Annotated in this window: 14 protein-coding genes; 5 read left to right on the top strand and 9 right to left on the bottom strand. The window is 35.2% G+C overall.

Features of this window, described 5'->3' with window-relative positions; genetic code table 11:
- Positions 1-12: 12 nt before the first annotated feature.
- Positions 13-1809 carry an excinuclease ABC subunit UvrC gene (uvrC, locus tag GJV76_RS00635; protein ID WP_155090709.1) on the bottom strand — a complete coding sequence of 599 codons (1797 nt, stop codon included), beginning with the start codon at positions 1807-1809 and terminating at the stop codon, positions 13-15.
- A gap of 356 nt (positions 1810-2165) precedes the next feature.
- On the opposite strand from uvrC, the gene GJV76_RS00630 reads away from it, so the two are divergent.
- The 3 genes from GJV76_RS00630 (at position 2166) to GJV76_RS00620 (ending at position 7000) form a co-directional block, all read left to right on the top strand.
- Positions 2166-3116, top strand: a complete 951-nt coding sequence (locus GJV76_RS00630; RefSeq protein ID WP_155090708.1) for a succinylglutamate desuccinylase/aspartoacylase family protein — start codon at positions 2166-2168, stop codon at positions 3114-3116.
- On the top strand, positions 3113-3676 hold the full coding sequence (locus GJV76_RS00625) for a 5-formyltetrahydrofolate cyclo-ligase (protein ID WP_155090707.1): 564 nt from the start codon (positions 3113-3115) through the stop codon (positions 3674-3676). The genes GJV76_RS00630 and GJV76_RS00625 overlap by 4 nt, the downstream gene beginning before the upstream one ends.
- Positions 3677-3835: 159 nt before the next feature.
- Positions 3836-7000, top strand: a complete 3165-nt coding sequence (locus GJV76_RS00620; RefSeq protein ID WP_155090706.1) for a S41 family peptidase — start codon at positions 3836-3838, stop codon at positions 6998-7000.
- A 41-nt stretch (positions 7001-7041) separates the two neighbouring features.
- On the opposite strand, the gene GJV76_RS00615 is transcribed toward GJV76_RS00620, so the two are convergent.
- From GJV76_RS00615 to recO, 4 genes are all read right to left on the bottom strand, one after another.
- On the bottom strand, positions 7042-7641 hold the full coding sequence (locus GJV76_RS00615) for a lipoprotein signal peptidase (RefSeq protein WP_155090705.1): 600 nt from the start codon (positions 7639-7641) through the stop codon (positions 7042-7044).
- Between the two features lie 85 nt (positions 7642-7726).
- The gene (locus GJV76_RS00610; RefSeq protein ID WP_155090704.1) at positions 7727-8113 is read right to left on the bottom strand and encodes a TraR/DksA family transcriptional regulator; all 387 of its coding nucleotides are present in this window, start codon (positions 8111-8113) and stop codon (positions 7727-7729) included.
- 9 nt (positions 8114-8122) lie between these two features.
- Positions 8123-11524: an isoleucine--tRNA ligase gene (gene ileS / locus GJV76_RS00605; RefSeq protein ID WP_155090703.1), complete on the bottom strand. Its 3402-nt coding sequence runs from the start codon at positions 11522-11524 to the stop codon at positions 8123-8125.
- Between the two features lie 94 nt (positions 11525-11618).
- On the bottom strand, positions 11619-12335 hold the full coding sequence (gene recO, locus GJV76_RS00600; RefSeq protein WP_155090702.1) for a DNA repair protein RecO: 717 nt from the start codon (positions 12333-12335) through the stop codon (positions 11619-11621).
- A 275-nt stretch (positions 12336-12610) separates the two neighbouring features.
- Here recO and GJV76_RS00595 point away from each other — a divergent pair, with 275 nt between their 5' ends.
- Together GJV76_RS00595 and GJV76_RS00590 are read left to right on the top strand one after the other, a co-directional pair.
- Entirely contained in the window at positions 12611-13363 is a 753-nt protein-coding gene (locus GJV76_RS00595; RefSeq protein ID WP_155090701.1) for a PdaC/SigV domain-containing protein, read from the top strand.
- 42 nt (positions 13364-13405) lie between these two features.
- Positions 13406-14863, top strand: a complete 1458-nt coding sequence (locus tag GJV76_RS00590) for a lipopolysaccharide biosynthesis protein (protein WP_160339052.1) — start codon at positions 13406-13408, stop codon at positions 14861-14863.
- An 82-nt stretch (positions 14864-14945) separates the two neighbouring features.
- On the opposite strand, the gene GJV76_RS00585 is transcribed toward GJV76_RS00590, so the two are convergent.
- From GJV76_RS00585 to GJV76_RS00570, 4 genes are all read right to left on the bottom strand, one after another.
- On the bottom strand, positions 14946-15743 hold the full coding sequence (locus GJV76_RS00585) for a M48 family metallopeptidase (protein ID WP_155090700.1): 798 nt from the start codon (positions 15741-15743) through the stop codon (positions 14946-14948).
- A gap of 154 nt (positions 15744-15897) precedes the next feature.
- Positions 15898-17541 (bottom strand): DUF4139 domain-containing protein, encoded by a 1644-nt coding sequence (locus GJV76_RS00580; RefSeq protein ID WP_155090699.1) that lies wholly within the window; start codon positions 17539-17541, stop codon positions 15898-15900.
- A 16-nt stretch (positions 17542-17557) separates the two neighbouring features.
- Complete coding sequence (gene radA / locus GJV76_RS00575) at positions 17558-18928, bottom strand: DNA repair protein RadA (RefSeq protein ID WP_155090698.1); 1371 nt, start codon at positions 18926-18928, stop codon at positions 17558-17560.
- A 422-nt stretch (positions 18929-19350) separates the two neighbouring features.
- Positions 19351-19632: a F0F1 ATP synthase subunit epsilon gene (locus tag GJV76_RS00570; protein ID WP_155090697.1), complete on the bottom strand. Its 282-nt coding sequence runs from the start codon at positions 19630-19632 to the stop codon at positions 19351-19353.
- Positions 19633-19646: the final 14 nt, after the last annotated feature.

Below are 19646 nucleotides of genomic sequence, written 5' to 3'. Positions count from 1 at the left end.
TCATTTTGAGCGCTAATTTACTTTAAAATATTCAATTAATAGTTTAGTTTTTGATTTTCCTACCACCTTTTCTAACTCTTCTTCTGAAGCTTCTTTAATCTTTTTGGTAGATTTAAAATGATTCATCAATGTTACTTTTGTCTTTTCACCTATTCCTGGTATATTATCCAATATACTCGTGATCGCATTTTTACTGCGTTGATTGCGGTGAAAGGTAAGCCCAAATCGATGCGCTTCATCTCGAAGGTGAATTATTACTTTCATCGTTTCAGAACGCTTGTCTAAATACATCGGAATGCTGTCTCCAGGATAAAAAATCTCCTCTAATCGCTCTGCCAAACTAATAATAGGAACTTTTCCTCTAATTCCGAGCTTCTCAAGACTTTTTAATGCGACACCTAATTGTCCCTTACCTCCATCTATGACAATCAAATCCGGTAATGCCTCGCCTTCTTCAATCACCCTTTTATAACGGCGATAAACGATTTCCTCCATTGTGTCATAGTCATTTGGCCCAACTACAGTCTTCACATTAAAGTGTCTGTAATCCTTTTTGCTTGGCTTTCCATCTTTAAATACAACACAAGCAGAAACGGGATTTGTCCCTTGAATATTCGAGTTATCAAAACATTCAATATGCCTTGGTTCGCGATTCAAGCGCAAATCCTTTTGCATTTGTTGCATTATTCGATTTACATGGCGTTCTGGATCGACAATTTTAATCTGCTTCATCAAGTCAACACGGTAATATTTAGCATTGCGTTCAGACAAATCTAACAGCTGTTTCTTATCACCTAATTTGGGTACAGTCACTTTTATACTATCTGCCACCTCAACCTCAAACGGAACGATAATCTCTTTTGAATTCAAATTAAAACGCGTTCTCATCTCCGTAATAGCCAGTTCAAGCAACTCTACATCGGTCTCGTCTAACTTCTTCTTCAACTCCATAGTATGTGATCGAATAATAGCCCCATAAGACACTTGCAAAAAATTGACATAGGCTGCAGATTCGTCAGAAATGATGCTAAAAACATCAACATTGCTAATTTTAGGATTGACAATAGTCGATTTGGATTGATAATTTTCCAACAAGTCTATTTTATCTTTCACCTTTTGAGCTTCCTCGAACCTTAAATCCGAAGCTAATTCAAGCATATAGGATTTGAACCCTTTTAAACTCTCTTTGAAATTACCCTTTAAAATATCGCGGATTTCTAAAATTTTCTTTTCATACTGTTGCTCCGTTTCATAGCCCTCACAGGGTCCCATACAATTTCCAATATGATATTCTAAACAAACTTTAAACTTACCAGAACGAATATTACTCGATGTCAAATCTAAAGTACAAGTACGCAAAGGATACAACTCTTTGATTAAATCAATCAAAGTGTGTACGGTCTTAATATTTGTATATGGTCCAAAATACTCAGATCCATCCTTAACCATTCTCCTGGTCATAAAAACACGGGGAAAGGGCTCTCTTTTTATGCAAATCCAAGGATAACTCTTGTCATCTTTAAGCAATACATTATAGCGCGGTTGAAGTCTTTTAATCAAATTATTCTCCAACAATAAGGCATCCGTCTCTGTGGGTACGACGATATGCTTTATGGTCACAATTTTCTTCACTAATACGTTCGTCTTCGCGTTATCGTGAACCTTGTTAAAATAAGAACTAACTCTCTTTTTTAGATTCTTTGCCTTACCGACATACAATATCTTATCGTCCTTATCATAGTATTGATAAACGCCTGGTTGATCAGGTAATGTCTGTATCTGAATCGCTAAAGAAGGGGAAACTTGCATAAGTAAATATTATACTCACAAAAATACTAAAACTATTTATACTCCATACGGATTACAAATCTACGAGAACTGTTAGACGCAATATATTATATCTCTACTGTCGAGTTCCCGATATCACAGATTTAAAATCCATGATACTCTACTCCCTATCATCCCTATATGTTCGGCAGATGATAGCATAGTGATAGGCTTATTATGGTACTTTTTAGCCGACCACAAGCCTATCAATAGCCGACCACAAGCCGACCACCCTTTAAATAAAAGCTAAAAACACCATTATTCATGATTTGTCTGGGTCGATTAAAACGCAAATCCGAAACTTTTAATATCTTCACATTTTGAAAAGCAAGAGTACTATGAAGATACTTGAAGAAACGATACAACCGGGAGAAACTAAAACACTGAACCTCGAAATCGCACGACTACATACAGCGACGAAACTTAAAATACCTGTTATAGTATCAAGGGCAAGAATAGAAGGCCCTACAGTATTGCTCTCTGCTGGACTACATGGAGATGAATTAAATGGAGTAGATATCGTACGTCAGATTGTACATCGCGGAATGAATGTTCCTAAAAGAGGAACTATTATCTGTATCCCAGTTATTAATATATTCGGATTCATCAACCAGTCAAGAGAATTTCCTGACGGTAGAGACATGAATAGGGTGTTCCCTGGTAGTAAAACGGGGTCACTTGCAGGGCGTTTTGCTCATTATCTCGTGAACTATATCTTACCACATGTGGATTACGCAATTGACTTTCACGCTGGAGGTGCGAGCAGATTTAATGCTCCGCAGATTAGAATCGCTCCAGAAAACTTGGAGTTAGAGGAATTAGCAACCATCTTCCACCCTCCCTTCTTATTGTACTCAGCACAGATTGCGGGATCTTTTAGAAATGCTTGTGCCAAGAAAGGAATCAAGATGTTGTTATTCGAAGGAGGAAAGTCCTTGGATATCAATTCTGAGGTATCAGAAATGGGAGTTGAAGGAACTAAGCGATTCTTGCATTCTTTTGATATGTTGAAAGACGAATTTAGTACCTGTCTGCCTAAAGAGAAAATGACTATTATCACCAACTCTATTTGGGTTAGAGCAAAGCGATCAGGCTTACTACACGATCAGGTTAAAATAGGTTCGTATGTAGAAAAAGGAGCTGTATTAGCTGAAATTTCAGATCCTTATGGAAAGGAAAATACTGCAATTAAAGCACCTAATGCAGGCTATATCATCAATGTTAATGATGCCCCTATTGTCTATCAAGGAGATGCTGTATTTCACATCTCAAAAACATTAAAAAAATGAATAAAGAAGAATTAAGATTAAAATATAAAACCTTACGCGATAACTTAGAACTCAATAGAATAGATGACCTCAGTTTAGAGATTGCCAATCAAGTATTACAATTACCCATTTGGGATAAAGTGAACTACCATCTATTTCTAAGTATTCGCAACAAGAAAGAAATAGATACAGAATACCTACTGCAGATATTAGCGGGCAAGGATAAGAATGTAGTCTTATCTAAATCTAATTTTAAAGAGGGAACATTATCACACTACCTCTTGACGGATAACACTACAATAAAAGTCAATAGTTATGGGATTCCAGAACCTATAGACGGCATCCAAGTAAGCGAACAACAACTTGATGTAATCTTCGTTCCTCTATTAGCCTATGACAAGAAGGGAAATAGAATCGGTTATGGCAAGGGGTTCTATGATAGATTCTTAGCAAAATGCAAGCCTGATGTAATTAAAGTAGGATTAAGTTTCTTCCCTCCAGAAGACCTTGTCATCGATGTAAGAGAAGGAGATATCCCCCTTGACTATTGCATCACACCAACAGAAGTATATCGATTTTAAATCATTATAAAACGGGACATTATTAAATTATTGTCTCGTTCTTTTTTTAAGTTCATTTCATCAGACAACGTTACACTTAGCATAATATGATTACATAAAAGGCATTCTATATTAGTCCATTACCGAAAATATTTTTATGTTTAATAAAAATATTAACCAATGATTAAAAATACAATCACTTTACTAACACTTTCTCTTCTAAGTGTAGCATGGGGACAGCATTCGCCAAAATTTGCTTCAACTCCATCGCTAAGTCCCGATGGCAAAACTACTTACTTTAGCTATAACGGCGATATATGGCAAGCTCCAACTGCTGGAGGAGAAGCCTTAAGAATAACAGCATTAGAAGGCAATGAAACTAATCCCCGCGTGTCACCTGATGGCAAGTGGTTAGCATTCACCTCAGGGCAATACGGCAATAAAGATGTTTTCTTGATGCCCCTAACTGGCGGACAAATCACACAGCTAACTTACCACCAGGCCTCTGACGAAGTAGAAAGCTGGAGCTGGGACAGCAAACAAATATACATTACCTCAAATGCCAATAACAACTTTGGCTCCTATGTGATTGACCTAAATGGCGGTACTCCAAAACCCTTATTTACCAACTACTTTAACAACACAAATGGATTAGTCGTTACTCCATCTGGTGAATACCTTTTTACAAGCTCTATGGAAAGCGCAAGTCAGACGACTCGTAAGCGCTATAAAGGAGAGAACAACCCAGACATACTTGGCTATAATCCAACTACGAAAGAATTCAAATCCTACACAGATTATGAAGGAAAGGATTTTAATCCTACCGTTGATAAGCAAGGTAAAATATACTTTATTTCAGATGAGAACAATGGTAACTATAACTTATACACCTTCGACAACGGGAAAAAAGTAGCCTTGACTAATTTCGATACTTCTATCAAAAAGCCTTATGTATCTGCTGATGGTAGCAAAGTTGTCTTTGAAAAAGACTATATGATTTACGTATTTGACACAGCTACGAAATCTGTCACTCCGTTAACTACTACTGTAAATACAAATAAGGCTATTGAAAAGGAACAGTCCTATGTAGTTGAAGATAATATCAGCTACTTCGATGTTTCACCCGATACAAAGAAGATTGCATTCGTTAGTCGTGGGATATTATTCGTATCTGACATCGAAGGAAAATTCATTCAAGCAGTAACGGATGGCAAAGAACGCGTTATGGAAGTAAAGTGGCTAAAAGACAACGAGACTTTGTTGTATAGTCAGACTTTTAATGGATATCAAAACTGGTTTAAAAGATCCGCTAATGGCAAGGGAAATCCCACTCAATTAACTAATGATAATCGCAACAACAGAGATATTACTTTAAACAAAGAAATGACTAAGGCGGTCTATCTTAGTGGACGAGATGAAGTGAGACTATTAAACCTAAAGGACAATACTTCTAAAGTAATTGTCAAAGACGAAATATGGGCATTCCAAAACTCAACTCCTTCTTTCTCTCCTAATGGGGAATATGTACTATTCACTGCTAAGCGCAATTTTGAAGAGGACATCTTTATTCACCACATCACAAAGAATGAGACAATCAACTTAACGAATACTGGAGTAGCCGAGTCTGCGCCATATTGGTCTCCTAATGGCAAGCATATCTACTTTATGAGTGATCGACTTAATCCTTCTTATCCATTGGGAATGCAGAATCCGAGTATCTACCGTTTCGCTGTTGATTGGCAAACAGAAGCCTTTAAATCTGATCAATTTGACAAGTTATTTGTCGATAAGAAAGAGGAAATCAAAAGTGAAATAACAAAGAAGGATAAAAAAACACAAGATAAAAAGGCAAATTCAACAAAGATAGACGGCAAGATCGTCACTTCTATCAAAGTAAATACGGATGGATTACTTGACCGAATAGAATTAGTAAGTGATCGCTTTGGCAATCAATATAATCCGATCGTATTTGCAGATGATACGAAAGAAGTGGTATTCTATAACACAAATCAAGAAAACGGAAAAAGCAATTTATACAAGACAGTTTACGAGGACTTTGAAGATAACAAAAGTGAAAAAGTATTTGACAAACGCGCTGATCAATTGCTGAAACGAAATAAGAATGTGTACGCTTTAATCGGAGGTAATATCTATAGCTTCGAGTTAAGTAAAGGAAAACCTGAGCAGATTAAAATCAAGCACAACTTTACAAAAAACTTAGCAGATGAGTTTAACCAAATGTATTATGAAACATGGGCTGGTGTAGAGGAAAACTTCTACGATGAGACGTTTCACGGCATAGATTGGAATAAAATGAAAGACCATTTCGCTCAGTATTTACCTCATGTAAACAGTAGAAGTGACCTCCGTATCTTACTGAACGATATGTTGGGAGAATTGGGATCTTCTCACTTGGGATTCAATACTACGGGAACGGAGGAGAAAACCAAACTGAACTATAGAACATACGACACAGGTATTGTATTTAGTACGGACAAGCCATATGAAGTAGAACGCATTGTGCGTAAATCTCCAGCTTATGCCACAGATATAAACATTAAACCAGGGGATGTATTAACCAAAGTGAATGGCCAAGAGGTAGCAGACAAAGTGAATAGAGATACTTATTTTACCTTCGCAAATACACAAGAAGAAATAAGCTTAACTTTCAATAGAGCAGGTAAAGAAATTACCTCTAAACTACATCCAATTTCCTTCATAGAAATGAAATCACTTTTGTATGACGAATGGATATATACAAACAAACAACGCGTAAATGACCTTAGCAACAATCGCATTGCCTATTCGTATATGAAAAATATGACGTCAACTGAGTTAGACAGATTCTTACTTGATATGGTAGAACAAGAAGCTAACAAGGAAGGGGTTATCTTAGACTTGCGTTACAATACTGGGGGCAACGTACACGACAAGGTATTAAACTTCTTATCACAAAGACCATATTTACAATGGAAATACAGAGAAGGGAAGTTAACAGTACAGAGTAACTTCACTCCAAGTGGCAAACCAATAGTACTGCTTATCAATGAATCATCTCTGAGTGATGCCGAGATGACTGCTGCAGGATTTAAAGCGTTAAAGCTTGGTAAAATTATCGGTCAAGAGACTTATAGATGGATTATCTTTACCTCTGGCAAGAGCTTAGTTGACGGTTCTTCGTATAGACTACCTTCGTGGGGTACATATACTTTAGACGGGCAAAACTTAGAAAAAACAGGTGTTGCACCAGATATTTACGTTAAAAACACTTTCGTAGATAGATTAAACAACAATGATCCTCAACTTGAAAGAGCTGTACAAGAAATTTTAAAAGAAATCAAATAGCCCTATAACAAAAATGAGCTTCCAAATGGAAGCTCATTTTTTTATGAATTTTTAAAAATCTTTTTATTAAATACGATTAGGATACCTACTCCGACAGATATTGCCACATCAGCTAAATTAAATATAGCATTAAAAAAGGTAAAATACTTACCTCCCCATATAGGTAACCACTCTGGCAATGTACCTCTCCAAATAGGGAAATAAAACATATCTACAACCTTTCCGTGAAACCAAGTACCATAAGGATCATCCGAAAACAATGTCGCTATTTGTGAAGGCGTACTCTCATTGAATATTACACCATAAAAAACAGAATCAATTATATTTCCTAAAGCCCCAGCTAATATCAAAGCAATCGCCACTATCAAATAATTTGACTGTCTCTTTTTTATTGAATCATTTAACCACCAAAAAATACCACAAACAGTGACAATGCGAAAAGTAGTTAAGGCTAATTTTCCATACATTCCGGGTAAAGCTACTCCCCAGGCCATTCCCTCATTCTCAATAAAATGAATTCTAAACCAATCAAATACGAGGTAGTAGTCATCATATAGAAAATTAGTTTTGATATAAATCTTTAACCATTGATCCAAGACCAATACAACCAATATAAGTAGACTTGCTTTCTTTAATGACATTTTTTCTTTTTTATCCTGACAAATGTAATTTAAATTAGGATATAAAAAAAACGCTCAATACTGAGCGTTTTAAATTTATTAAAGATTAACGTTGCATGTTCTTTGCTTCAATACTCATTGTGGCATGAGGAACCAATTTCAATCGTTCTTTGTCTATTAATTTCCCTGTCACTTTACAAACACCATACGTCTTGTTTTCAATGCGTATTAAGGCATTCTTCAAATCACGAATAAACTTTTCCTGACGAATTGCCAATTGTGAATTTGCTTCCTTAGACATCGTTTCACTACCTTCCTCAAATGCTTTAAACGTAGGAGATGTATCATCTGTTCCGTTGTTTAAGTCATTCATGTAAGCGCTCTTGATCAATTCTAAATCAGCTTGTGCTTTCACAATCTTTGCCTGAATAAGCTCTTTGAACTCCGCTAAATCTGCATCAGAGTAGCGTACTAATTCACCTGCTTCTTTCATAATTAAAACTTATTTTATAACCAACACTCGCGTACTTAGCCCATCAAATTCTAATTCTACACCTTCCGCCAATTCAGGTACAAAACTTAATGTCGAAGTTAATGTTTCCGATTTTATATAATCTTCATTTGCTAAAACCGCCTCTTTTATTTCTTTTTGTTCTTCTAAGGTTATTGCAATCTTATCTGTTACTTCAAAACCAGAATCTTTTCTAATATTCTGGATTCTATTTACAATCTCACGTGCAATACCTTCTTTGCGCAAATCATCACTTATTTGAATATCTAATGCTACTGTTATACCACCTTCATTAGCAACTAACCAACCTTCGATATCCTGTGAAGTGATTTCCACGTCTTCCAATGTTAAGATAATACTTTTTTCTGTTAATTTTAATGAAATCTCTCCGTTTTTTTCAATCTCATTGATTTGATCAGCATTAAAATTCTGTATTTCCTTAGAAATCAATCCCATATCTTTTCCGAAACGAGGTCCCAATACTTTAAAGTTTGGTTTGATCTGTTTCACTAAGATACCTGAAGCATCATCTAACAACTCTATTTCCTTTACATTTACTTCAGCTTTAATCAAATCAGCTACAGCTTCTATCTCTTTTCTTTGATTCTGATCTAAAACAGGAATCATCACTCTTTGTAATGGTTGACGAACTTTAATCATCTCCTTCTTACGAAGTGATAACACAAGCGAAGAAATAGTCTGGGCTTTGTGCATTCTACTTTCTAAACCTGCATCTACTACATTCGCATCAAATTCAGGGAACTTAGCCAAATGTACAGACTCAAAGCTTTCCTTAGATGAAGTTAATGTTAAGTCTCTGTAAAGCTTATCCATAAAGAATGGAGCAATAGGGGAACCTAACTTAGCTATTGTCTCTAAACACGTGTATAGTGTCTGGTAAGCTGCCAATTTATCTTGTCCATACTCTCCTTTCCAGAATCTTCTTCTACATAAACGAACATACCAATTACTCAAGTTCTCTGTAACAAACTCTGTAATTGCGCGAGCTGCTTTAGTTGGTTCATACTCTGCATAGCACTCATCTACTTTTTGAATTAAAGTATTCAATTCAGATAAAATCCAACGATCGATCTCTGGTCTGTCTTTTAAAGGTACATCAGCCTCCTCGTATTTGAATCCATCAATATTGGCATATAGAGCGAAGAATGAATATGTATTGTATAATGTACCGAAGAATTTTCTTCTGATCTCTGTAATACCCTCTAAGTCAAACTTAAGGTTATCCCAAGGATTAGCATTTGAAATCATATACCAGCGCGTTGCATCTGGCCCATGTTCTGCTAATGTAGCAAAAGGGTCTATCGTATTTCCTAAACTCTTAGACATCTTTAGTCCATTCTTATCTAATACCAATCCATTAGACACTACGTTCTTATATGCTTTTGTATCAAATACTAATGTCGCAATTGCGTGTAATGTATAGAACCATCCTCTTGTTTGATCTACTCCTTCTGCAATAAAATCAGCAGGATATGACTTATTGTTGTCAATTAAATCTTTGTTTTCAAACGGATAATGCCATTGTGCATAAGGCATCGAACCAGAATCAAACCATACATCGATAAGGTCTGTCTCGCGATACATCGGTTTACCTGATGAAGATACAAGTACTACCTGATCTACAACATTCTTGTGTAAATCAACTTTTTCATAGTTATCTTCTGACATGTCACCAACAACAAACCCTTCAAAAGGATTAGTCTTTTGTACGCCTGCAGCAATAGATTTATTTATTTCATTGATTAACTCCTCTACAGAACCAATCACTAATTCTTCTGTTTTATCTTCAGATCTCCAAATAGGTAATGGAATACCCCAATAACGAGATCTTGAAAGGTTCCAGTCATTGGCATTCTTCAGCCAATTTCCAAAACGCCCTTCTCCCGTCGCTTTTGGTTTCCAATTCACTTCTTCGTTTAGTTCAAACATACGGTCTTTAACTTCCGTAATTTTAATAAACCAAGAATCTAATGGATAGTATAATACAGGTTTATTTGTTCTCCAACAATGTGGGTAACTGTGAACGTACTTCTCTACTTTAAAAGCCTTGTTTTCTTCTTTTAAGCGAATAGCTATTTCTACGTCAACTGAACGCTCTGGAGCTTGTCCCTCATCATAGTATTCATTCTTCACGTACTTACCTCCAAGGTCTCCCATCTCTTTTACGAAACGACCTTGTAGGTCAACTAACGGAACTAGATTCTCGTCTGCATCTAAGATAAGCATTGGTGGAACTTCTGGAGAAGCCTCTTTTGCTACTTTAGCATCATCCGCACCAAATGTAGGAGCTGTATGCACAATTCCTGTTCCGTCTTCTGTAGTCACGAAATCACCTGATATTACTCTAAACGCATTCTCTGGATTCTGGTAAGGCAATGTATATGGCAATAATTGCTCATATTTAATACCCACCAAGTCTGCACCTTTAAACTCCTTTACTACTAAGTAAGGAATCTTCTTGTCACCTTCTTTATATGCGTTTAATTCTTCCTCTGTTTCAACTGCAGCAAATTTACCTGCAAATTGCTTACCTACTAATGGTTTTCCTAACACGACATTGATCGCCTCACCCGTATACTGGTTAAACGACTTGACTAATACATAATCAATCTTAGGTCCTACTGTTAATGCAGTATTCGAAGGTAATGTCCAAGGTGTAGTTGTCCAAGCTAAAAAGTGAACAGTCCCAAATCCTTGTAGAAAAGAAGGCAAAGTTTCTTCGATCGCCTTGAACTGAGCCACGATCGTAGTATCTGTAACATCTTTATAAGCACCCGGTTGATTAATCTCGTGAGAGGATAATCCCGTACCTGCTTTTGGAGAATATGGCTGAATTGTATATCCTTTGTACAACAAATCTTTGTCGTAAATCTGTTTTAACAACCACCATACTGACTCCATATACTTAGACTTATAAGTAACATAAGGGTCATTCATATCAACCCAATACCCCATCTTTTCAGTTAGGTCGTTCCATAAATCTGTATAGCGCATTACAGTTCGCTTACAAGCTTGGTTGTATTCTTCTACTGTAATCTTAACGCCAATATCTTCTTTTGTAATTCCCAATTCTTTCTCGGTACCTAACTCAACAGGTAATCCGTGAGTATCCCATCCAGCCTTACGCTTTACTTGATATCCTTTTAATGTTTTATATCGACAAAAAATATCTTTAATCGCACGAGCCATAACATGGTGAATTCCTGGCTTACCATTTGCTGAAGGTGGTCCTTCAAAAAATACGAAAGGCTTATTATCTTCTCTCGTACTAATACTTTTCTCGAATATTGATTGTTCTTTCCAAAAATCAAGCATCTCAGATGCTACCCCTGTCAAATCAAGACCTTTATATTCTCTAAATTTAGTGCTCATCGTTATTATTATACTATTTTTTATCAATTGCGCGAATTTAAGCATTTTCCTTTAAATACAACCTAATTAATTGGTTGGAAAAAGATTAAAAATACTAATTGCTAAATACTTCCTTTAATATTTCAAGTGATTTTGGCTTCTTAAATGAACTCAAATGCTCTTCAAAATAACGCATCATCAACTCTAATAATAATTTCCTATCTCGTCCTGTGAAAACCTTTTGATCATCTTCAAAGCCTAAGCTTAACAGTCGTTTAAATACTATTGTCTCCTCAGCATCAAAACAACGGGAATCGTATTCCATACAGAATACACCCTCTACCCAATTAAAGTAAAAACAATCTAAAAAGGTGTCATCAGGGTAAAAACCAAAATACTTTGTCAGTTCTTTTAAGAGAATCAAGTGAAAATTTTGAGTTTCATCGTGTGTATCAAGCCACATCAAAGCAGTCTCAACAAAATCAAAAAAATGTTCATCTCTCTCCTGTTCACTCACTATATGATGCAAAACCTCCCCCACAAAAATGGCTATACTATTCTTTGAGAAATCATAGTACATATCTTGATAAATATGACTTACTCTTATTTCTTTTAAATATTCCATAGCCCCTTTATTCTTAAAAGTAAACTCTACCTCAAGATTCATCAAGGGCTGAAAGTAAGCGTTCTTTTGTGCGTTTTTCCCTTTTGCAAAAGCATTTCTAACAAAAAAAGTTTGTACCCCCACTTCTCTCGTTAGACATTTGACTATTAAGCTTTTCTCTTGATATTTTATTGCACTTAGTACAATAGCCTTTGTTTTGACTAACATACAAATTATTCTTTAAATTCCCTCTCCTTCTTTGGCTCTGAAAAAGCACTCTCCAAATATACGCTACATATACCTGAGTTGCTACTTCTTCTTTTTTAATAAACTACACAAAACACTTCCTTAGCAAAAAATACTATACCTCCATGAGGAAAGCATACTTAAACCACAAATGATATGATAAACTTTTTTGCAATAAAATGCGTGCGATTAAGTATATTTAAGAAAATATAAAGCACTATTCTACTATATTATATAGCTTTGTAAAAAATGAAACTATGAAAAAACTATTTTGCATTCTTTTCTTGAGCTTAATTGCCGTAAGCTGTACAGACAAAACAACCGAATCCTTGCCAATTTCTTTTGAAGATGAGGAATTTGAAGCAAGCTATACAAATGAGGAAGGAAACACAGAAGTTACAATAAAAGTTCCTATAATCACAGCTCACGAAAACTTGATCTACGATAATATAAACAAAGTAATTTTAGAGGAAATCACTGAACTCGTTTCGTTTGAAAGTGATTTAACACAAACTACTTCTTACATCGATTTAACTGAATCTTTTATTGAGGCTTACAAAGACTTTTCGCAAAAGTTTCCAGATGATAACTTACCCTGGAAAGCAAAAGTAAAAGCTGATAAAACATTTTTAAACAACGATATTCTCTCTATTAAAATAGAATACTATACGTTTGCCGGTGGGGCACATGGGTATAAGGGAAAAAAGAGTTTAATCTTTGATATGAAACAGGGAGTACTTCTCAATCAAAAAGATTTATACAAGGACTGGGAGAGTATTTCAAGACTATTAAGTTCGAAAATAGCTTATATAAACGATTTAAAAGATAGTAAAGGAATAGTTGAGTACCCTGAAGATCTCTTTATCAAAGACGACAGTGTAATCATGACTTATGTAAATCCTTCTAATTTTCCCTTTACGGATGAAAAAGACGAAATTGTTTTCTTAAAAGAGGACATTGCGCCATACTTTAAAATTAATATTCAAGAATTAGAAGACGAAGATCAATAAATTTGCCCCTCCAACTGCAAAGTGAATACAAAAGAATAACACGTGAGTATATATAAAAAGATATTTAAACAAACTGCTATTTATGGTTTAGCAGCTGTTTTTCCAAAAGTAATAGGATTCTTCCTTGTTCCTTTTCACACAGATTTAATGAAAAATGATGCTTATGGGCAATACAGTGTCATTTTTTCTATTATGATGTTCTTAAATGTGATTCTCTCATTTGGAATGGAAACTGCTTTTTTTAGATTCTACAATAAGAAAGAGAACAAGCAAGAAGTAGTAAACAATAGTTTATTATTCTTGACCTGTACGACATTAGTCTTTGCATGTATAGGCTTATTAACTATAGATTATTGGGTAGCCCTTCTAAATATCCCTATTGACATCTTACAGTATGTTTTGGGTATTCTAATCTTAGATGCATTAGTAATTGTCCCATTTGCCAAGTTAAGAGCAGATCAGCGACCTGTCTTTTATAGCATCATAAGAATAGCAAATGTCTGTATTTATACTTTTTTAAATGTATTCTTCCTATACTTACTGCCTTTGCTTAGTACAAAGTATCCAAATAGTGTCTTCCAGTCTATTTATATTGAGGATTACCAAGTATCTTATATTTTTATAGCCAATCTTACAGCAAGTTTATTTACGTTCTTAGTTTTTTACAAAGATTACCTGAATATCAAACTGCGCATAGACAAATCTCTAATACAAGAGATGCTCAAATACAGTTTCCCAATAATGATTGGTGGACTTGCTTTTGCAATTAACGAAAGCTTTGACAAGATATTACTTGAGCGCCTACTCCCAGCGGATATTGCATTATCAGAAGTAGGAAAATATGCTGCTTGTTATAAATTAGGCTTATTCATGGTGCTATTCAGACAAGCTTATACTTTGGGAATTGAACCATTCTTCTTTAACTATGCAAAGAACGATGACGCTCCAACGAAGTACGCAACGATTACAAAATACTTTACAATTTTTGGAAGTGCTATTATGTTAGGAGTCATAGTCTTTTCAGATATTTTAAAAGTACTATTCATACGCAATGAATCTTATTGGGATGCGATGATCGTAGTGCCACTCATCATTTTAGCTAACTTGTGTATGGGAATATACACAAATCTATCCGTTTGGTACAAACTTAGAGATAAGACAATGGTAGGTGCTTATATTTCTATTTTAGGAGCGATACTCACCTTAGTATTTAATTATTTGCTTATTCCAATATGGGGCTATATGGGTTCAGCTATTGCCACGCTAATTGCGTATGGATCTATGATGCTCATATCGTATGTACTTGGACAAAAACACTACCCTATCCCTTATGATAAAAAAGCTATTACGGGATATATGGGATTATCTATATTATTGTCATTTATCTATTTCTATTGTTTCAGAGAAAACTATTTTATTGGAATAGGGACAATTATAATTTTTGGTATAGTGATCTGTATCAATGAGAGAAATATGCTGAAAATGATGCTCAAGAGATAGTTTAACTTCTGCAAAATACTGATAAAACAAAAAGAGTCACTCCAATAGGAGCGACTCTTCTTTATTATAAAACTCTGTTAGACTACTTCTTAGCCTCTTTCTTAATTTTATCTTCTACACGTTTTACGCGTTTCTCACTATCAGGGTGACTTGAAGACATTTTTGCTCCTAAAGATTTATCAGCGCCATACTCTTTTTCCATATCTACAAATTTCTGAAAACCATCTGCTAATGCTTGTGGGTTCTTTCCATTAGAAACTAAGAATTTATAAGAATAATCATCCGAATCCGTTTCTTGCTTTCTCGAGAAAGATGCTCCCATTAATTTTTGAGACATTCCTCCTAAATCCGAATTCATCAAATCAGCAACAGTTCCCTTCGTAGATCCAACGTATTTAGCTGCTGCTTCTGTTAAAAGGATTTGTTTATAAGCATTTTTAGTATGCTCTAATTTCACGTGACCAATTTCGTGACCAATGATACCCAATAATTCATCATCAGTCATGATGTCCATTAAAGAAGAAAAAACACGTACACTCCCATCTGCACAAGCAAATGCGTTAATGTCTGTAACGTAATACACTTTGTAGTTTAAGTCTAATCCATCATAATTTTTATAAGGACCGAAGATGCGCTCAAGACGTTCAGCATATTCACGCATATCTTTTTGCTTAGAGTTTAACTCACAAACAGGATTGTTCTCATCCATCCATTTTACAGCTTCTCTTGCCGATTGTTGAATCTCTGCATCAGACACTGTAAAAGCTGATACAGCTGTAGTTAAAGCTTCTACTTTCTTACCACCCAATTTACCAAATTGAGCTTGAGCTGTTGTCATACCCAAAAAGACAACCGCTGCAGTTAATAAAATTTTTTTCATACTTGTTAACATTTTACATATACAAATGTAGATTAAAAAATGATTGCTCTAACTACTCCATTGACAGAATGAGTAAAAAGGACTGTCTTTTTATAGAAAAAGCGAAACAGAGTTTGTTTCGCTTTTTCTATAAAGTACTTACTATCCTATAAACCTATTTCAGGTCTAATATTTGATTCTTATCTGATCGCACTTGATAACCAAAGCGAACAGACTTACTTTCATTTCCTTTCAATCTAAGATCCCACTTCACAAGCCCTTTCTCTTCATTAAGCTTTCCTGATGAAGTCTCTGTTAATTCTACTTCTATGTCTTTATTAGAACTGATAGGATATTGATCTTCTACTTGTATATTGATCTGCTCAGCTTTGTTGTTGCGGACAGTAATATCGTATACGAAGTTTTGAGACTTTTTAGAAGATAACATCTTAGTACCTGATTTATCTTTTAATAAGATACGAGTAACTGCTACTTTAGGGTCTTTACCCATGTTTAGTTTCATTTCCTCTTCTGTGTTTGCAGGGTTCAAGGTTGTCTTACCAACATATACACCATCAAAGATTACGTTTGCCTCCCCTGTTAATAAGTTATAATTACCATAATCCTTAATCGTTGCTACTAAATAAGCATTTAGGTCAAGCTTAGGAGCTACATAATATTTATACTCCGCAGGAATAGAAAAGTCGTTAAGTGTAACACTATGTGACTTATTATTAGACATCACCGTGTATGGAATATTTATATCAAATGATACGTTTAACTGTGATTCATTGACTTGGGTAAAAGTACTCATTGTACTCTCTTCATATACAACAGCATCCTTTAGCATAGAAGATGACTCTGTTTCATAACTCATTTTAGCAGACATATCTGCCATTACATTTAATTTTTTATTTGCATTTCTATTATATGCAGAAGTCGTTACATAAGTATTATAATCAAGGAACCACGTTCTCCAAGTAGGGATAACATTACTCTGATTCGCTACACCACTTGTCAAACTAAGATTCACACCTCTCCAATCAATACCAGAACTCTGCTTTACATCCGCTTTATACACGACCTTCACAGGAGAGTTAATCTTCTCTACTCTTAGGTCATAAAAAGGCTTCCATGACGCAGCATTCGTTAAATACTTAATCTGAAAAGGCACTTCACCCTCTCTGTCATTCATTACTTGTATAATCAGTTTACCCTTGCTAGATTTCTCACTTTTGCCTTCGTTAAAAGCAAGCTTATCTTGTAAATTGGTTAGTCGAGTATTAAGGTCTTCCTTCTTCTCGTTTAACTTATCTAACTCTGTACTCAGCTGTAGTCTCTTTGTTTTATAATAGTCTACCATCTTCATCACTTCTGCAGTAGTTGTTCCTTGTTCTCCACCTACTTTCTGATTAGAGTCTAATAAATCAATTGTTCTACTTTCTACATCAATAGCATTATTCACTTTCTTTAATTCAGTTTGAACTAATTTAATACTATCCCTTACAGGCTTCAACAATGGAGAGTCTACTGCACTATCATATTCTTCTACATAGCGATTACTATACTGTATAGCCATTACTGTAACCTCAGATATAGATCCGATCTGTATAGTAGACTCGTTTAGATAATCAGCTACATTAGTGATCACCACTTCTGAAGTTCCCTTAGGCAGCTTCACTTTAGCCTTATGCGTTAATTCTGCACTGTTAAAGTACACTCGAGCACTCTCTAGCTTAGCAGGAGTAAATACAGGCTTCTGTGCCCATGTCATAACCGTAGTCAAAGCTAATGCAACAATCGTTAAGTTCTTTTTCATAGTATTCAATTTTAAGTTATCCGAAGAGGTATTCGACTACATCTTCAATCTTAGTCACTAGAACAACCTTAATTCCTCTTCCTGTATGACTAATCTTATTATATTTTGAAACAAAAATAGTAGAGAAACCAAGCTTCTCTGCTTCTTGTATGCGTTGATCTACTCTATTTACAGGTCTTATCTCACCAGATAACCCCACTTCCCCTGCAAATGTAAAATCTTTACCTATCGATACATCTTGATCAGATGATAATATTGCCGCTACTACTCCTAAGTCAATAGCTGGATCATCTACTGTAATTCCACCTGTGATATTTAAGAATACGTCTTTCTGCCCTAATCTAAATCCAGCTCTTTTCTCTAATACGGCAAGGATCATATTCAGTCGTTTCAGATTATATCCCGTAGCACTACGCTGTGGAGTACCATATACAGCTGTACTCACTAAAGCCTGCACCTCTACCATCAAAGGTCTCATTCCCTCTAATGTTGCCGCAATAGCTGTACCTGATAATTCTTCTTCCTTATGCGATATTAGTATTTCAGACGGGTTAGACACCTCTCTAAGACCACTTCCTTGCATCTCATAAATACCAAGTTCTGCTGTAGAACCAAAACGATTTTTATGTGCTCTTAGTATTCGATACACGTGATTTCTATCCCCTTCAAACTGCAATACGGTATCTACCATATGCTCAAGCATTTTAGGCCCTGCTATACTTCCATCCTTTGTTATATGTCCAATGATCAACACTGGAGTTCCAGTTTCTTTAGCAAATTTGGTTAGCTCTGCTGTACACTCTTTGATCTGAGACACTGTCCCAGCAGAAGATTCAATATATTCTGTATGCAAAGTTTGAATAGAGTCAATGATTAATACATCAGGCTGTATCTCCTCTATTTGACGAAAGATGTTCTGTGTATTCGTTTCTGTGAGGATATAACAGTTGTCATTAGCAGGATTAATACGCTCTGCTCTCATCTTTATCTGTTTCTGACTCTCCTCTCCTGATACATAAAGAGTTTTAAAAGGTAAACGCAAAGATATCTGTAATAATAATGTACTTTTTCCTATCCCAGGCTCACCACCTAAAAGTACCATAGAACCAGGTACCAGTCCACCTCCTAAAACACGATTAAGCTCCCCATCCATCGTATTCATACGAATCTCCTCTGTACTGTCAATCTCTCGTACCTTTAGAGGCTTTGCTACCTTCTTCATGGTATTAGGAGAACTACTTACTGCTTTCCACGCTGTCTTTTCTTCTTTTTGGATTACCTCTTCTACTAACGTATTCCACTCTTTACAAGCATTGCATTGTCCTTGCCATTTAGCGTATTGTGTACCACAACTCTGACAGAAAAAAGCCGTCTTTACTTTTGCCATTATTCTATAAAAAATTAATATCTAGTCATTCAAATTTACAATATTAATACTCAAACTTGAACTAATTTACCACCAATTTATAAGACTCAAAACCTAGCAACAATACAATTATAGCCTCGCACGATATTTTAAGAAAAACTACTTTAATGCATAATAAAAAGAAAATCACACTAAACAAGCAAGGGAACAACCTCTAACGAAGTGGATAAACTGAAACCTAAAATAAGCCAAACACCTACTATGATTAATCGTATGTGCAGGTGTAAACAGGGAATGACAAAGGACACGTCTAAACAATTTGGCAATAGTTAACTGGCCATTATCTATTAAAAAACTTATGTCTTAGAATAAAAGCAAACCTACTATAAACAAAAAAGACCTACTCAATGAGTAGGTCTTTTATTTATTTTGAAAACTAACAATTAGTTAGCTAAGATTATAATCTTGTTGTCACTTAGTTCAATAGTTCCAAGATTAATAGGTAAGTGATACGTATCATTACTTACTTTTTGGAATTTAGAAATAAATGCATCTTCAATAGAAATGTTAGTTCCTGTAAACTTCACATCACCCTTAGTCAAGATTGACACAATTGGCGCGTGGTTATTTAGCATTTGAAACTCACCTTTAACTCCTGGTACTGATACAGAAGTAACTTCTCCAGAGAATAAGGTAGCTTCAGGTGATACTATTTCTAATTTCATAATGATTTGTTTTT

It is taken from the genome of Myroides albus, from assembly GCF_009711045.1.
Lineage (GTDB): Bacteria > Bacteroidota > Bacteroidia > Flavobacteriales > Flavobacteriaceae > Flavobacterium > Flavobacterium album_A.
The sequence above is the reverse complement of the archived record's forward strand: the minus strand, read 5'-3'. Positions and strand labels throughout refer to the sequence as shown.

What these genes read in the sequence shown, in the direction of transcription:
- GJV76_RS00625 (WP_155090707.1), top strand. Translation starts at nt 3,113, where the DNA reads ATGAATAAAGAAGAATTAAGATTAAAATATAAAACCTTACGCGATAAC.
- GJV76_RS00595 (WP_155090701.1), top strand. Translation starts at nt 12,611, where the DNA reads ATGAAAAAACTATTTTGCATTCTTTTCTTGAGCTTAATTGCCGTAAGC.
- GJV76_RS00570 (WP_155090697.1), bottom strand. Translation starts at nt 19,632, where the DNA reads ATGAAATTAGAAATAGTATCACCTGAAGCTACCTTATTCTCTGGAGAA.
- GJV76_RS00630 (WP_155090708.1), top strand. Translation starts at nt 2,166, where the DNA reads ATGAAGATACTTGAAGAAACGATACAACCGGGAGAAACTAAAACACTG.
- uvrC (WP_155090709.1), bottom strand. Translation starts at nt 1,809, where the DNA reads ATGCAAGTTTCCCCTTCTTTAGCGATTCAGATACAGACATTACCTGAT.
- GJV76_RS00610 (WP_155090704.1), bottom strand. Translation starts at nt 8,113, where the DNA reads ATGAAAGAAGCAGGTGAATTAGTACGCTACTCTGATGCAGATTTAGCG.
- radA (WP_155090698.1), bottom strand. Translation starts at nt 18,928, where the DNA reads ATGGCAAAAGTAAAGACGGCTTTTTTCTGTCAGAGTTGTGGTACACAA.
- GJV76_RS00615 (WP_155090705.1), bottom strand. Translation starts at nt 7,641, where the DNA reads ATGTCATTAAAGAAAGCAAGTCTACTTATATTGGTTGTATTGGTCTTG.
- GJV76_RS00580 (WP_155090699.1), bottom strand. Translation starts at nt 17,541, where the DNA reads ATGAAAAAGAACTTAACGATTGTTGCATTAGCTTTGACTACGGTTATG.
- GJV76_RS00585 (WP_155090700.1), bottom strand. Translation starts at nt 15,743, where the DNA reads ATGAAAAAAATTTTATTAACTGCAGCGGTTGTCTTTTTGGGTATGACA.
- recO (WP_155090702.1), bottom strand. Translation starts at nt 12,335, where the DNA reads ATGTTAGTCAAAACAAAGGCTATTGTACTAAGTGCAATAAAATATCAA.
- GJV76_RS00620 (WP_155090706.1), top strand. Translation starts at nt 3,836, where the DNA reads ATGATTAAAAATACAATCACTTTACTAACACTTTCTCTTCTAAGTGTA.
- ileS (WP_155090703.1), bottom strand. Translation starts at nt 11,524, where the DNA reads ATGAGCACTAAATTTAGAGAATATAAAGGTCTTGATTTGACAGGGGTA.